Here is a 15,041-nt window from a genome sequence, read left to right as displayed (position 1 = left end):
AAACTGTCGGTGGGGTGCGGGATGATGGTCCCATGACGCCCCGCAACGCCCCCGCCGCCCCCGAAGCGGGCGCGGTCCTCGGGCGCTTCGGCGTGGCGACGCGAGAGTGGTTCCTCGGGGCATTCCGCGAACCGACCCCCGCCCAGGCCGGGGCGTGGGAGGCGATCTCGTCCGGCCGCCACGCGCTCGTCGTCGCACCGACGGGTTCGGGCAAGACGCTCGCGGCGTTCCTGTGGTCCCTCGACCGGCTCATGCGGCACGACGGCGCGGCGGCCGCCTCAGCGCCGGCCTCCGGGACGGACGACGACGGCGGGGCGCTTCCGGGCCTGAGCCTCACCGATGTCGCGGCCCAGGAAGCCGTTGGCGGCGGTGCCCGGACCGCGCGGGGCGGCTCCCGCCGTCGTACGCCCAAGAACCTCACGAAGATCCTCTACATCTCCCCGCTCAAGGCTCTCGGCGTGGACGTCGAGCGCAATCTGCGTGCCCCGCTCATCGGCATCTCGCAGACGGCCCGCCGTCTCGGCCTGCCCGTGCCCGAGGTGAGCGTCGGGGTGCGCTCGGGCGACACGACCGCGTCGGACCGACGGGCGCTCCTGAGCAACCCGCCGGACATCCTCATCACGACACCCGAGTCGCTCTACCTCATGCTCACGTCGCAGGCCCGCGAGACGCTCATGGGGGTCGAGACCGTCATCGTCGACGAGGTGCATGCCGTCGCCGGCACGAAACGCGGCGCGCACCTCGCGGTCTCGCTCGAGCGCCTCGACGCGCTCCTGCCGAAGCCCGCGCAGCGCATTGGCCTCTCGGCCACGGTCGAGCCGCGCGAGCTCGTGGCCCAGTTCCTCGCGGGGCAGGCACCGTGCGAGATTGTCGCGCCACCCGCGACGAAGACGTGGGAACTCACGGTCACGGTGCCCGTCGAGGACATGAGCGATCTCCAGGGTGCGGCTGCCGCGCACGACATGGGGCCCGCGTCCGGCCTGCAGCCACAGGCGTCGATCTGGCCCCACGTCGAAGAGAAGATCGTCGATCTCATCCTCGCGAACCGCTCCACGATCGTGTTCTCGAACTCGCGCCGTCTCGCCGAGCGACTCACGGGCCGCCTCAACGAGATCTACGCCGAACGGATGCAGCCAAACGTGTGGGACGAACCCGTCGCTCCGGAGCCCTCCGGCGTTCAGGGGTCACCTCCCGTGGGTCGTGACCCACGGGAGGTGACCCCTGAACGGGCCTCGCGGGCGCCCACGCGCACGCCGGCCGAGATGATGGCGCAGGCTGGGCAGACGGCGGGCGCGGATCCCGTGCTCGCGCGCGCTCACCACGGCTCCGTGTCGAAGGAGCAGCGGGCGCAGATCGAGGACGACCTCAAGTCGGGCAGGCTGCGTTGCGTCGTCGCGACGAGCAGCCTCGAGCTCGGCATCGACATGGGCCTCGTGGACCTCGTGATCCAGGTCGAGTCGCCGCCCTCGGTCGCGTCCGGGCTTCAGCGCGTGGGCCGCGCGGGCCACCAGGTTGGCGAGGTGAGCCAGGGCGTGCTGTTCCCGAAGCACCGCGCCGACCTCGTCCACACGGCGATCACGGTCGAACGCATGCTCTCAGGACAGATCGAGGCGCTGCACATTCCCGCGAATCCGCTCGACATCCTTGCTCAGCAGACCGTCGCGGCCACCGCGCTTGGCCCGGTCGACGTCGAGGAGTGGTTCGACGTCGTCCGCCGTTCCGCGCCGTTCGCGACGCTGCCTCGCTCGGCCTTCGACGCAACCCTCGACCTCCTCTCCGGCAAGTATCCGAGCGACGAGTTCGCCGAGCTGCGGCCGCGCATCGTGTGGGACCGGACCGAGGGCACGATCGAGGGGCGGCCCGGAGCGCAGCGGCTCGCCGTGACGTCGGGCGGCACGATCCCGGACCGCGGGCTGTTCGGCGTGTACATCGTGGGCACGGAGGCGGAAGGGACGACGGCGGCCCAGGCCGCCCGAGGAGGCCGGCGGGTCGGGGAGCTCGACGAGGAGATGGTCTACGAGTCCCGCGTCGGGGATGTCTTCGCGCTCGGCGCGACGAGCTGGAAGATCGAGGACATCACGCACGACCGCGTGCTCGTCTCCCCCGCGTTCGGCCAGCCGGGCAAGCTCCCGTTCTGGAAGGGCGACGGCGTGGGGCGGCCCGTCGAGCTCGGCCGCGCCTTGGGGGCATTCCAGCGCGAGGTCTCCGGCGCGGACCGCGAGCGCGCGCTCGAGCGCATCGAAGCCGCCGGGCTGGACCCGTTCGCCGCCGGGAACCTGCTCCAGTACCTCGACGAGCAGAAGCAGGCCACGGAGGTCGTCCCGAGCGATCGGACGCTCGTCGTCGAACGCTTCCAGGACGAGCTCGGCGACTGGCGCGTCGTGCTCCACTCCCCGTTCGGCATGCCCGTCCACGCGCCGTGGGCCCTCGCCGTGGGGCAGCGGCTGAGCCAGCGCTACGGGATCGACGGCTCCGCGATGGCGGCCGACGACGGGATCGTGCTGCGCGTGCCCATGATGGAGGACGAGCCGCCCGGAGCCGAGCTGTTCGTGTTCGAGCCCGACGAGCTCGAGGGCATCGTCACGGACGAGGTCGGCGGCTCCGCGCTGTTCGCGGCGCGGTTCCGCGAATGCGCAGCTCGCGCGCTCCTGCTCCCCCGGCAGAACCCCGCCAAACGCCAGCCGCTCTGGCAGCAGCGCCAGCGCGCGTCGCAGCTGCTCGACGTCGCGAAGAAGTTCCCGCAGTTCCCGATCATCCTCGAGGCCGTGCGCGAATGCCTCCAGGACGTCTACGACCTCCCGGCGCTCAAGGACGTCGCGCGCGCCGTGCAGCGGCGCGAGCTCCGGCTCGTGGAGACCACCACGCAGCAGCCCTCGCCGTTCGCGCGCTCGCTCCTCTTCGGGTACGTGGCCCAGTTCCTCTACGAGGGCGATTCGCCGCTTGCAGAGCGTCGCGCCGCTGCGCTCTCGCTCGACTCGACCCTGCTCAACGAGCTCCTCGGCCGCGCCGAACTGAGCGAGCTCCTCGACGCGCGCATCATCGAGCAGACCGAGCGCGAGCTGCAGCGGCTCGCCGACGACCGCAAGCTGTCCGGACTCGAAGGAGCGGCGGACCTGCTCAGGCTTCTGGGGCCGCTGTCTGCCGCCGAGGTCGCGGAGCGGCTTCGTTCCTCGGACGACGGCGGGGATCACCTCGCCGTGACGACCGCCCAGCTCGAGGAATTGGTCGCCAGCAGGCGGGCCCTCGTGGTCTCTATCGCCAGCTCTGAGCGCTACGCCGCCATCGAGGATGCCTCTCGGTTGCGGGATGCCCTGGGGGTTCCCCTCCCTATTGGGGTTCCTCTGGCCTTCATCGAGCCCGTGGTCGATCCCCTCGGCGACCTCGTCGGCCGCTACGGGCGCACGCACGGGCCGTTCACGGCCGGGGAGGCAGCGGCCCGTCTGGGCTTGGGCGTCGCCGTCGTCCATTCGACCCTCAAGCGCCTCGCCGCGAACGGGCGCGTCATCCAAGGCACGTTCCGTCCCGCGAGCGGGGACGCTCCCGCGCTCGGAGCAGGGAGCCCCGGAGAATGGTGCGACGCCGAGGTCCTGCGCAGGATCCGACGCCGCTCGCTCGCCGCGCTCCGCGCCGACGTCGAGCCCGTCGACCAACCCGCGTTCGCGCGCTTCCTGGCGGCGTGGCAGCACGTCAGCCCCGCCGAAGGCCCCGGCGAAAAGCGAGCCGCGCGGAACGGCCTGAGGGGGCACGACGGCGTCCTCACCGTCGTCGACCAACTTGCCGGCGTGCCCATCCCCGCGAGCGCATGGGAGGCCCTCGTCCTGCGGAGCCGGGTCACGGACTACGCGCCGGCGATCCTCGACGAACTCATGGCCAACGGGGAGGTCCTCTGGACCGGCGCCGGGTCCCTCCCCGGGAACGACGGCTGGATCAGCCTTCACCTCGCGGAGACCGCGGCGCTCACGCTCGCGCCCGACCAGGAGTTCTCCCCCGACGCCGCGCAGCAGCGCGTCCTCGCGTTCCTCGCGGGCGGCGGAGGCTATTTCTTCCGGCAGGTCGCGGAGGCCGCGGGCGGAATGGACACGGTGCTCACCGAGGCGGAAGCCGTCACGTCGCTCTGGGACCTCGCCTGGGCCGGGCGCGTGACCGGCGATACGTTCGCACCCGTCCGCGCGATGCTTGACGCCGGGCACACGGCCCACCGACAGGCCGCCCGTACCCCGCGCACGCGCTCGTACAGTGCGCGCTCCTACCGCGCGCCTCACGCGCTGCGCGGCGGCCGGCTCGCCTCGATGGGAGGCATGGGACATCTCGGTGCCGTCGCGGGCCACGGGTTCGACGCGCCGTCGGCCGCTGCGCCGCCCATGGTTGGGGGGCGCTGGTCGGCGGTTCCGCGCGTCGACCTCGATCCGACCATCAAGGCGCACGCCCTCGCAGAGCTCCTCATGGACCGCTACGGGGTCCTCACCCGCGGATCCGTCATGGCCGAGGAGGTCCCGGGCGGGTTTGGGCTCCTCTACAAGGTGCTCTCCCGGCTCGAAGAGGCCGGGAAGTGCCGGCGCGGCTACTTCGTCGACCGGCTCGGCGCCGCCCAGTTCGCCGTCCCCGCGACCGTGGACCGCCTGCGCTCGTTTGCGAAGGACGACGCCGACCCCACCCCCGAGGCGGGCACCCCCGGCGGCTCCGCAGCGCCCCGCGCGGGGCTCGCGCTCGCGGCGACCGACCCCGCCAACCCCTACGGCGCCGCACTCGCGTGGCCCGAGGTCTCGGGCGCCGCGACGGGCCACCGGCCGGGCCGGAAGGCGGGCGCGCTGGTCGTGACGGTCGACGGCGCGCTCATCCTCTACGTCGAACGCGGAGGCAAGACGCTGCTCGCCTTCGCCGACGACCCGGGCCTGCTCGAACCCGCGGCGGCGGCCCTCGTCGGCGTCGTCCGCTCGGGCGCGGTCGACAAGCTCGTCATGGAAAAGGTCAACGGCCGCGACCTCCTCGACACGCCGCTCGCCCACGCTCTCACCGCGGCCGGCGCCTACTCGACGCCGCGCGGAATCCGGATTCGTGCCTGAGATGACCGCGGCCGGGGAATCGCGTGCCTGAAGGGGACAGCGTCTGGCAGACGGCCGCCCGTGTGCACTCCGGCCTCGCGGGAAAGCGGCTCGCCGCGAGCGACTTCCGTGTCCCCGCACTCGCGACCCTCGACCTCGCGGGGTGGACCGTCCTCGAGGTCGTCTCCCGCGGGAAGCACCTCCTGCACCGCCTCGCGGCACCCGAACCCCTCAGCATCCACTCGCACCTCATGATGGAGGGAAGCTGGCAGGTCTACGGGCCGACGGATCGGTGGCGCAAACCCGCCCACACCGCCCGCGTAGTGCTCAGGGCCGAGGACGGTGTGAGCGCGGTCGGCTTCTCCCTCGGCATCCTCGAGGTCATCCCCACCGCGGACGAAGGGCTCGTCGTCGGCCACCTCGGACCGGATCTCCTCGGGGCTGATTGGAACTCCGATCTCGCCGAGGCCAACCTCCGCTCCCGCCCCGGCCGGGCGATCGGCCTCGCGCTCCTCGATCAGCGGAATCTCGCCGGGATCGGGAACATCTACCGCAACGAGCTGTGCTTCCTTGCCCGCATCCACCCGGCCGCGCCGGTCTCCGCGGTCAAGGACCTCCCGGGCCTCGTCGCGATGGCCCATCGGCTGCTCGACGTCAACCGCTCGCGCGCCGCGCGCAACACGACAGGCGGCTACGGGCCGCGCGGCGACTCATGGGTGTACGGCAGGGCCGGCCAGCCGTGCCGCCGGTGCCGCACGCGCATCGAGCACGCGACACTCGGAGAGCCCGCCGAGTCGGGGCCCGATACGTGGCCGGTCGAACAGCGCGAGCGGGACATCTACTATTGCCCGAGCTGCCAGCCGCGCTCGTGACGCGCTCCTGGCGCGCTCGAGACCCCGCTCGAGACCCGCAATTGTTGGGAAATGCCGGGTTGCGACTGCCGCAACCCGGCATAATCCAACAATTCCGAGCGAGAACTACGCGTAGACGCCCGCGAGCCACTCGGTCCAGGCCTCGGTGTTGGCCTCGCCCCGCGCGTCCCGCTCGTCCGGCGTTGCGGCGTCGACCGAGAAGTCGTGGACCGTAAGGCCCACGCGATCGCCGAACGCGTTCCGGCCAAACACCCGCACAAGGGCATCCCGGGTCCGCAGGCCGAGGAAGTTGGCGTTGCGGAAATCGACGGTCGCCTCCACCCGGCCCAGGCCGGGCAGCTCGAGCGCACGCACGTCGCCGGCTGAAGCACCCTCAAGCCCGAGGTAGGCGACGAACTTCTCGAACGCATCGGAGGCTTCCGACGCATCGGGCCCGCGCACGTCGCTGAACGCCACAGGGCGCCCATCGAAGTGAGCGAGGTACTCGCCGAGCGTGTGGAGGTAGAAGACGGTGTGGTTCGCGGCGCCGTCGTACTGCTGTTCCCAGTCATCAGTCATGACGCCCGAGTGGACATAGTGGAGGCGCGTGCCGTCGGGGCCGGGCGTGAGCACGTGCTCGAGCTGGTTGTACCACCCGTCGGGGCCTTCCATGCGGGTCACGAGGTGGGTCGGGTACTCGTCGACGGTCCGGACGGCCGGCCACTGCGCCGTCGGGAACATCCACGCGGGCGTGTCGTCCGTGACGGCCTTCCAGATCTGCTCGGGCGTGGCCTTGATGACGACGTCCTGGACGATTTCGAATTCGTGGCTCATGGCTGGATCTCCTCGTTCGGTGCTGCGTTGTCGGTCGATTCTTTGAGGCTTGGGTGGAGCGCGACGACGAGCCGGTGCTTGCGCCCGCCCGGTGACGCGGCGTCGTGGTACTTCGTGGCGAGGCGCGCCACTTCTGCTCCGAGCTCTTCCGCGAACGCAGCCCGGGCGGCCGCGGACGCAAAGGTGATTTCGCCGTCGATCGCGAAAGTTGCAAGCTGCCGCTTCTCTGCCGTCGCGCCCACGAGCAGCCGCCCGACCTCTTGGACCATCCGCGACGCGAGGGCCAAGAGCCAGTAGGCGCTGAAGCGATCCCGAAAGCGCCCGGGGTCGGGCTGCACGGCAGCGAGCGCCACCGGAGAGATGACGTACGCGGCGGCCGTTGCCTGGACGACCCGTTCCATGACGTTGCCCTTGCGGCGCTCCTCGACGAGTTCGACGAGCCCGTGCTCCTCGAGGGAACGCAGGTGGTAGTTGACCTTCTGCCGGGGCAGGCCCACCTTGGCGGCGAGTCCAGACGCGGACGACGGCGTTGCGAGCTCCCGCAGGAGCCTCGCCCGGAGCGGGTCGAGGCTCGCGGCGGCTGCGGCCGCATCTTCGATCACGACGACGTCTTGCATGCCTCCAGCATGACTACCGACAAATCTTTTTGTCAAGACCAAAATGATCGTCCGTTGCCTGGCGCGCTTCGCCAGACTGAGCCGGATGGCGCGGCTTGCTGTTGCAAAAGGGGCGAACTGCGACTCAGACGGTGTCGACCTCGTCGTGGACCGTCAACGTCCCGGCGAGGTCGAGGTCTGCTCCGGTGCCGTGCACCCCTGCGCGTGCGAGGAGTGCGGCGCCGAGCGCCGCGCTCCAGAATGTCCTGGCTTCGACATCGACGGGCCTCCCGAGGCTCCAGCCCCGGCTATCGATGAGCCGGCTCACGAAGCGCTCCGACTGGCGGAACAGCAGGTGGAGGTGCTGATCGACCACGGGGGCGAGTTCGGCTTTGGCGATTCCGGTCGCGAGGGCTCCCGCGACCGAGGGGAGCGACGGCAGGGCGAGGACCGCGCGGGCGATGTTGCGCCGGAAGGTCGCCGCGTCGGGGGCCTGGCGTCCGATCCGCTCGATCCGCCGAGTGTCGTGCAGCAGGCCAAGGAAAGCGGCATGCACGAGCAGAGAGTCCTTGGAGCCGAAGTAGTAGGTGATCTGGTTGGGGAACACCCCGGCCGCGTCCGCAATCTCCGCGACGCTCAGCTGGGCTCCATGACGCTCTTTGCCGAGTCGCGCCGTGGTCTCGATGAGCCGCCTGCGCGTCGCGCGGCCGCGTTCGAGCGTCGAGGTCTGCGTCTCGGGTTCGGTTCGCTTAGCCACCCCCCAATTGTATGTGATACAAAAGTAGGGACAGTTGTATGTCATACAAGAGAGGCGGTTGACGGGGATGCGCGGGAATGAGGTTGTCGTGACCGGGCTTGGCGCGATCACGCCGCTCGGAGGCGACGTCAGATCGACCTGGGAAGCCCTGTTGGCTGGCGAGTCCGGCATCCGGGGCAACGTCCTGCCCGGGCATGAGGACGGCGAACTCGCCGGCACCGTGGCAGGGACCATGGCGATCGACCCGGCCGAGCGGCTGTCCCCGGCCCAGGCCAGGCGCCTGGACCGCTCGCAGCAGGCGGCTCTTGTCGCGGCGGCCGAGGCATGGGCTGACGCCGGTGCCCCTGAGATCGACCCGGAGCGACTCGCCTCGGCGATCGGCACCGGAATCGGCGGCGTACAGACCCTCTTGAAGGAAGACGACGTTCTTGAGCGCTCCGGTGCCCGACGCGTCTCGCCACGAACCGTCCCGATGCTCATGCCCAACGCCGCCGCCGCGCTGATCAGCATTGAGTATGACGCGCGGGCCGGGGTCTACACGCCCGTCTCCGCCTGCTCCTCCGGCGCCGAGGCGATCGCGATGGGGGCCAGACTCATCCGCGCTGGCGAGGCAGACGTGGTCATTGCTGGCGGAACAGAGGCTGCGATCAGCCCGATCACCGTCGCCGGCTTCAAGCAGACCCAGGCGCTGTCCCGACACACCGCCGAGCCGGCCTCGGCGTCACGACCGTTCGCCGCGGACCGCAGCGGATTCGTCCTCGCAGAAGGCGCCGCGGTCTTGGTGCTCGAGAGCGCGGAACACGCCGCTGCGCGCGGCGCACGGGTCCACGCAGTACTGGCCGGAGCCGGCATCGCGGCCGACGCGCACCACATCACTGCCCCCGCTCCGGATGGCAGCGGTCAGATCTCGGCGATGCGGAAGGCGCTCGCGCAAGCCGGACTTGCGCCCGACCAGATCAGCCACATCAATGCCCATGCCACCGGGACGCCCGTAGGAGACGCGGCCGAGTCGCGCGCGATCAGGGAAGTCTTCGGCCACGCGACCGTGACCGCGCCCAAGGCCGCGCTCGGCCATCTCTTCGGGGCTGCGGGGGCGATCGAGGCCCTCATTGCGGTCCTTAGTGTCAAACACGGTGTCGTTCCGCCGACCCGCAACCTCACCGCGGCCGACGTCGATCCGGACATCGGCCTCGACGTCGCGACCCAACGACGCAACCTCCCTCAACAGGCCGTGCTCAGCAACTCCTTCGGCTTCGGCGGGCAGAACGTCTCCCTCGTCGTCGCGAGTGCGCGGCACCCCGAGGACTCGACGACACGATGAACCCAGCGACCGCCGCTAGCCCTCGAGCGTCTGCCGAAGCTCCCGATACTGCTCGGGAGTGATCTCGCCCCGCGCAAGCCGGGCGTCGAGGATCTCGCGCGCGGACCCGGGATGCGGGCTGGTGGGCGCGTGCCCCGGCATTGAAGGAACTGCCCCGGGCGGGACGGCTCCGGGCGGGACAGCCCCAAGGGGAACCTGCCTTGAGGGCCGCCATGGCTGCATCACGAACAGGCGCACCGTGATTACCACGAGAACGGCCAAGATCAGGACCAGCAGAATCGCGAGCCACACGACTCCCATACCCGGCCCTGCGAAGCGAATCATCGCAACCTCCACTTCAGACCGAGGCGGCCACGGCCCCCACGCCGCCACACTGCCAGCGTACGGCTGCTGCCAGTGAGTGGACTGTGACGCGCCCCCGAATTTGCCACACGCCGCGCCCCGGAGACTACCCCCGCTTCACCTCGATCTTCGTGCCCGCGCCAGCGGGCTGAACCGGAATCGGCACGCGGACCTCGAGGACGCCGTCCTTGTAGCTCGCCGTGACGTCACCCTCCTTCGCCCCCTTGGGCAGCGGAAGCGTGCGCGACAGCGAGCCATACCGGAACTCGGATCGGTAGCTCCCGCGCTCCTTGTACTCGATCTTCTCCTCGCGATGCGCGTTGATCCGCAGCTCGCCGCCCGAGACGCTCACGTCGACGTCCTTCTCGGGGTCGATTCCAGGCAGCTCGGCGCGCACGACCAAGGCGTCGCCGTCGATCACCTGCTCGACCTTGATCGCCCCGGACGCGACGTCGCCCTCGAAGAGCCGCTCGATCAGGTCGAACGGGGTCCTGCGCCCCTCGAACCATTTGGTCATGTCTGACATGACAACCCGCCCTCCCTCTCCTGCCTGAAGGCCTGGGGGTGGCCCCTCGCTCGCATCGACACGTTCGCGGCGCGCGCACCCCGCGACCGTGACGGCGCAGCCCGTGGACCACCTGAGACCAGCTTGGCCCGGGCCACAGCGGACATCAAGGTCCGGAGAACCGCAGGATCGATGGGCAGTTCAGCCGGGCTCAGCCAGTGTTGCGCAGTCCCGCCGCGACGCCATTGATGGTGATGAGCAGCGCGCGCTGGAGGCGCTCGTCGATCTCGCCCTCGCGGAGGCCCCCAGCGTCGCCGGCCTCGCGGATGCGGCGCAGGAGCTCGACCTGGAGGTAGCTGATCGGGTCGAGGTACTGGTCGCGGATCTCGAGCGTGCGCTTGAGGGTGGGTGACGCGTCGAGAAGCTCATCCTCTCCCGTGAGCCGGCGCAGCTCGATCACCGTGAGCTCATACTCGGCCCGGATGTCCCCGAAGAGGTGGTGCAGCGCGGGCGGGACGAGCGTGGACACATAGTGCGAGGCGATGTCGAGATCCGTCTTCGCGAGCATCATCTCGACGTTCGACATGACGGACTGGAAGAACGGCCACCGCTCCTGGAGTTCGCGGAGCTCGGCGTCCTTCCCGGCTTCGCGCGCGGCGCGGAGGCCGGAGCCGACGCCGAACCAGCCCGGGATGATCTGCCGCGACTGCGTCCATCCGAAGACCCACGGAATCGCGCGCAGCCCCTCGAGCCCGGCCCCCGAGTCGGGGCGCTTCGACGGGCGCGAGCCGATGTTGAGCTGCCCGAGCTGCTCGACGGGAGTCGACGCAACGAAGTAGGCCGGCAGGTCCGGATCCTCGATGAGCTTCCGGTAGCGGACGAACGCCGCGTCGGAGATGAGGTCCATGAGCTCGCCGTAGCGCTCGCGCTCGTCGACGGTCGTACGCGGGGTGCGGTGAAGGGCGGAGCCGCGCATGACGGCGGCGAGGGAGAGCTCGAGATTCTCGCGCGCGAGCTCGGGCAGCGAGTACTTGTCGCTGATGACCTCGCCCTGCTCGGTGAACTTGATCTCGCCTTCGAGGACGCCGTTCGGCTGGGCCATGATCGCGTCGTACGTCGGCCCGCCGCCTCGGCCCACGGACCCGCCGCGGCCGTGGAACAGCCGCAGCCGGACGCCGTGACGGGCCGCGACGTCGCGCAGCTTGCGCTGGGTCTTGTGGATCTCCCATTGGCTCGTGAGCACGCCGGACTCCTTGTTGGAGTCCGAGTACCCGAGCATGACCTCCTGCACGTCGCCGCGCAGCCGCACGATCTCGCGATACGCGGGCTCGGAGAGCAGCTGGTCGATGATCTCCGCCGACGCGCGGAGCTCCTCGACCGTCTCGAGGAGGGGCGCGAAGCCGATGTGCGCGTACGGCGCCTCGCCGTGCAGCCGCACGAGGCCGGCCTCGCGAGCGAGGAGCGCGGGGGCGAGGACGTCGTCGGCGCCGCGCGTCATCGACACGATATAGGTCTCGATGACGTCGGGCCCGTACACGCGGCGGGCCTGCCGGATGACGCGCATCGTCTCGTACACCCGCGCGGCGTGGCCGGGCAGTTCCACGGGATGGCCCGACAGCGGACGGCGGCTGCCGAGCTCGAGCGCGAGGATTCGGCGGCGCTCGGCGCGCGGGAGGTCGAGATAGCGCCGCGAGAGCTCGGCGAGCGGGTCCAGGAGCAGCCCGACGGCCTCGTGGTGGTAGTCCGCGTGCTCACGGATGTCGACCGTCGCGAGGTGCAGCCCGAACGACGCGACGACGCGGCGCACGGTGGCCAGCACGCCGTCGGCCGCGAGCTGCGCCGCGTGCTCGCGGAGGGAGCGGTCGAGCACGGCGAGGTCCTCCGCGAGCTGCGTCGTCGCAGCGTAGTCGCGGCCTGGCTCGTGCGGCGTCCCGGCCGCGACGCGGCGGCCCGTGTTGAGGAGCTTCGCCTTGATGCACGTGAGCTTGAGCCGGTACGGCTCCTGGGCGTTGATCTCGAGGACGCGCTTGTCGAGGCCCGGCAGCTTCGCGAGATCGGCGTCGATCGAGTCGAGGAGCTCCTGCTCGACCCCCGTGAGCGCAGTCGAGTTGGAGAGCATGCTGATGAGCTCGTCCACGAGCTGCACCGCGATCCGCACGGCCTGCTGGCTTTGGAGCGCAAGGATCTCGCGCGTCACCTCGGGCGTCACATTGGGGTTGCCGTCGCGGTCCCCGCCGATCCACGATCCGAAGCGAAGGGGCGACGACGACGCCGGGAGGGTCACGCCGTGCTCGGCGAGGAGGCCCGCAAGGTCGTCGAGGACCTCGGGGAGCGGCCCCGAAAGGATCTGCCCGAGGTAGTAGACGGCGTTGCGGGCCTCGTCGACGGGAGTCGGGCGGACTTGGCGCAGCTCGTCGGTCTGCCACATCTGGTCGATGATCTCGGCGAGGTGGCGGTCCTGACGGCGGCGCAGCGTTGTGCCCTCCGCGGACGGGACGGCGAGGATCTTCGAGACGGCGCGCAGCTTGTCGAGCACCGATCGGCGGGACGCCTCGGTCGGATGGGCCGTGAAGACGGGCCGCACGTCGAGCTCGTCGACGACCTCCTGAAGCGACCGCGAGCCGGCCCGCTCCGCGATGTCCCGCACGGCGGCGGCAAGCCACCCCTCGTCCTCGGCGCGCGATCCGAGCTCGCGGACGCGGTGCAGCTGCTCGGCGGCGTTCGCGAGGTGGAAGTAGAACGCGAACGCGCGCACGAGCTCGGTCGCCTCGATGAGCGGCAGGGAGGCGAGGAGCTCGCGGACCTGGGCGGCGACGTCGGCCGCGTTCCACGGGCCGAGCGCGCCCGCCCCGCCGCGCGCCGCCTCCTTGGACTCCTTCGTCAGGAGGCGCACTTCCTCGACGAGGCGCAAGAGCTCGGGACCGTGCTGCCGTACGAGGGATTCGCCGAGGAGCGTCGAGACGCGGCGGACGTCCGCCCGCAGCTCGGCGGCGGGGCCGGGGCCAGAAGTCACGTCGGAGAAGGGCATGCGGGCACTCCACAGGGATCGGGGCTCGTACGCGACGCCGGATACTGTGAGCCGGAGGACATTCCAGCGCTTGACAATACCGCAGCCCCCGCCGCATCGCGCGCGGGGTCCGCATGCTGGGAGTGCGCACCCCAGATATCCTTAACAGCGTGTCATCCCCCCTTCCCGTGCGCGACGGCGTCAACGCGACGCGCCTTCGCCTGCCCGCGGCGGGGCCATGGGAGACCGCGCTCGACTACATGCTGCACCGCTGGGGCCACATCGACCCCGAGGGGATCCTCCAGAGGTTCGACAACGGCGAGATCGTCGGCGCGGACGGCTTGCCGCTGCATCGGGGCACCCCGCTCGACGAGCACACCTTCATCTGGTATTACCGGACGCTTCCCGCGGAGGAGCGGATCCCGTTCGAGCTGGCCGTCCTGCACCGCGACGACCACCTCGTCGTCGTCGACAAGCCGCATTTCCTCCCCACGACGCCGGGCGGCGCCTACATCCAGGAGTCCGCGCTCGTGCGTCTCCGCAACGAGCTCGCCCTCCCCGACCTCGTGCCGATGCACCGCCTCGACCGCATGACCGCGGGCGTCCTGCTCTTCGCCGTCAACCCCGAGACGCGCGGTAAGTACCAGGTGCTGTTCGAGCGACGGGCCGTGCAGAAGGAGTACGAGTGCGTCTCCTTGCTGGGGTCCCCAGGCGCAGCGTGCGACGGCGGAGCTCCCCTCGAGCGGTTCGCCGCGCCCGTCGTCGTGCGCAACCGCATGATGAAGTCGCGCGACTACCTCCTCGCCGAGGTCGTCGAGGGCGAGCCGAACGCCGAGACGCGCATCGAGCTCGTGCGCACGGCGCCACATCCGGGCGAAGACGGCTCGCCCAGGATCCGCGCGCTCTTCCGGCTCGAACCGCGCACCGGCAAGACCCATCAGCTCCGCGTCCACATGGCCGGCCTCGGCGCCGGGATCATGCACGACCCCTTCTACCCCGTGCTCCTCGACAAGGCCCCCGACGACTACGGCCGTCCCCTCCAACTCCTCGCCCGCGCCATCCGGTTCCGCGACCCGTTCACGCGTGAAGAGACCGAATTCCGCAGCAGGCTTACGCTCCGCGAGGCCCCGCCGGCGGTCCAGCCGACCGCCTGACAGCCCCCGTCGCGGACGTCGCGGGCCCCCGGCCGCGCCATTGGCGGGCCTTCAGATGTGGGCCACACTGGAGCCATGAAGATCGACATCGTCACGGGTGACATCACCACGCGTCACGTCGACGCGATCGTCAATGCCGCCAACAGCTCGCTCCTCGGCGGCGGCGGTGTCGACGGCGCCATCCACCGTGCGGCGGGCCCCGAGCTCCTTGCCGCATGCCGAGAACTGCGTGCGAAGGAGTACCGCGACGGGCTCCCCGTCGGCCAAGCCGTCGCGACACCCGGGTTCAAGCTTCACGCTCGATGGATCATCCACACCGTGGGCCCCAATTGGCACGCGGGCCAGCGCAGCCCGCATCTGCTGCAGTCGGCCTTCGCCGAGAGCCTCGCCCTCGCCGACCGGCTCGGCGCCGCCTCGATCGCGTTCCCCGCGATCTCGGCCGGCGTCTACGGATGGGACGCGCGGGTCGTAGCCCGCACCGCGATCGACGCCATCCGCGAGGCTGAGACCAAAGCCGTCCAGCTCGTCGAATTCGTCCTGTTCACGCCGGACATGGCCGAGGTGTTCACGGCCGCGGCGTAATCCACATCGACTGCTCCGTAACTGTCGTTTTGCGCGTCCATAACGACAGT

General features: G+C 70.8%; 11 protein-coding genes. 5 read left to right on the top strand and 6 right to left on the bottom strand.

Annotation, left to right across the window (positions count from 1 at the left end; all coding sequences use genetic code 11):
• The first annotated feature begins 32 nt into the window (after nucleotides 1–32).
• The gene (locus tag RBS12_RS12005; protein WP_307966341.1) at nucleotides 33–5,063 is read left to right on the top strand and encodes an ATP-dependent helicase; all 5,031 of its coding nucleotides are present in this window, start codon (nucleotides 33–35) and stop codon (nucleotides 5,061–5,063) included.
• A 23-nt stretch (nucleotides 5,064–5,086) separates the two neighbouring features.
• Nucleotides 5,087–5,914, top strand: coding sequence for a DNA-formamidopyrimidine glycosylase family protein (locus RBS12_RS12000; RefSeq protein ID WP_307966340.1), 828 nt, complete (start codon nucleotides 5,087–5,089; stop codon nucleotides 5,912–5,914).
• Nucleotides 5,915–6,019: 105 nt separating this feature from the next.
• On the opposite strand, the gene RBS12_RS11995 is transcribed toward RBS12_RS12000, so the two are convergent.
• The 3 genes from RBS12_RS11995 to RBS12_RS11985 form a co-directional block, all read right to left on the bottom strand.
• Complete coding sequence (locus RBS12_RS11995; protein WP_307966339.1) at nucleotides 6,020–6,727, bottom strand: SRPBCC domain-containing protein; 708 nt, start codon at nucleotides 6,725–6,727, stop codon at nucleotides 6,020–6,022.
• Nucleotides 6,724–7,344: a helix-turn-helix domain-containing protein gene (locus RBS12_RS11990; RefSeq protein WP_307966338.1), complete on the bottom strand. Its 621-nt coding sequence runs from the start codon at nucleotides 7,342–7,344 to the stop codon at nucleotides 6,724–6,726. Before RBS12_RS11990 ends, RBS12_RS11995 begins: the two co-directional genes overlap by 4 nt.
• Nucleotides 7,345–7,468: 124 nt before the next feature.
• Nucleotides 7,469–8,080 carry a TetR/AcrR family transcriptional regulator C-terminal domain-containing protein gene (locus RBS12_RS11985; protein ID WP_307966337.1) on the bottom strand — a complete coding sequence of 204 codons (612 nt, stop codon included), beginning with the start codon at nucleotides 8,078–8,080 and terminating at the stop codon, nucleotides 7,469–7,471.
• An 88-nt stretch (nucleotides 8,081–8,168) separates the two neighbouring features.
• Between RBS12_RS11985 and RBS12_RS11980 the strand changes: the two genes are divergently transcribed.
• Complete coding sequence (locus RBS12_RS11980; protein WP_307966336.1) at nucleotides 8,169–9,401, top strand: beta-ketoacyl-[acyl-carrier-protein] synthase family protein; 1,233 nt, start codon at nucleotides 8,169–8,171, stop codon at nucleotides 9,399–9,401.
• 15 nt (nucleotides 9,402–9,416) lie between these two features.
• Here RBS12_RS11980 and RBS12_RS11975 read toward each other — a convergent pair whose 3' ends face one another.
• From RBS12_RS11975 to ppc, 3 genes are all read right to left on the bottom strand, one after another.
• Nucleotides 9,417–9,725, bottom strand: a complete 309-nt coding sequence (locus tag RBS12_RS11975; protein ID WP_307966335.1) for an SHOCT domain-containing protein — start codon at nucleotides 9,723–9,725, stop codon at nucleotides 9,417–9,419.
• A gap of 124 nt (nucleotides 9,726–9,849) precedes the next feature.
• Entirely contained in the window at nucleotides 9,850–10,269 is a 420-nt protein-coding gene (locus RBS12_RS11970) for an Hsp20/alpha crystallin family protein (protein WP_307966334.1), read from the bottom strand.
• 190 nt (nucleotides 10,270–10,459) lie between these two features.
• Nucleotides 10,460–13,276, bottom strand: coding sequence for a phosphoenolpyruvate carboxylase (ppc, locus tag RBS12_RS11965; protein WP_307966333.1), 2,817 nt, complete (start codon nucleotides 13,274–13,276; stop codon nucleotides 10,460–10,462).
• A gap of 149 nt (nucleotides 13,277–13,425) precedes the next feature.
• Here ppc and RBS12_RS11960 point away from each other — a divergent pair, with 149 nt between their 5' ends.
• A complete protein-coding gene (locus tag RBS12_RS11960) occupies nucleotides 13,426–14,409 on the top strand; it encodes a pseudouridine synthase (RefSeq protein ID WP_307966332.1) in 984 nt (327 codons plus the stop codon).
• Between the two features lie 75 nt (nucleotides 14,410–14,484).
• Nucleotides 14,485–14,991, top strand: coding sequence for an O-acetyl-ADP-ribose deacetylase (locus RBS12_RS11955; protein ID WP_307966331.1), 507 nt, complete (start codon nucleotides 14,485–14,487; stop codon nucleotides 14,989–14,991).
• The last annotated feature ends 50 nt before the right edge of the window (nucleotides 14,992–15,041 follow it).

Origin of the sequence: Sinomonas sp. ASV322, assembly GCF_030908245.1 — a bacterium.
In the GTDB taxonomy this organism is placed as follows: domain Bacteria; phylum Actinomycetota; class Actinomycetes; order Actinomycetales; family Micrococcaceae; genus Sinomonas.
This window is presented reverse-complemented; position numbering and strand designations above follow the sequence as displayed.

Excerpts from the sequence above, each read along its gene's own strand:
- RBS12_RS12005 (WP_307966341.1), top strand. The coding sequence starts at position 33 with ATGACGCCCCGCAACGCCCCCGCCGCCCCCGAAGCGGGCGCGGTCCTC.
- RBS12_RS11995 (WP_307966339.1), bottom strand. The coding sequence starts at position 6,727 with ATGAGCCACGAATTCGAAATCGTCCAGGACGTCGTCATCAAGGCCACG.
- RBS12_RS11990 (WP_307966338.1), bottom strand. The coding sequence starts at position 7,344 with ATGCAAGACGTCGTCGTGATCGAAGATGCGGCCGCAGCCGCCGCGAGC.
- RBS12_RS11975 (WP_307966335.1), bottom strand. The coding sequence starts at position 9,725 with ATGATTCGCTTCGCAGGGCCGGGTATGGGAGTCGTGTGGCTCGCGATT.
- RBS12_RS11970 (WP_307966334.1), bottom strand. The coding sequence starts at position 10,269 with ATGTCAGACATGACCAAATGGTTCGAGGGGCGCAGGACCCCGTTCGAC.
- ppc (WP_307966333.1), bottom strand. The coding sequence starts at position 13,276 with ATGCCCTTCTCCGACGTGACTTCTGGCCCCGGCCCCGCCGCCGAGCTG.
- RBS12_RS11955 (WP_307966331.1), top strand. The coding sequence starts at position 14,485 with ATGAAGATCGACATCGTCACGGGTGACATCACCACGCGTCACGTCGAC.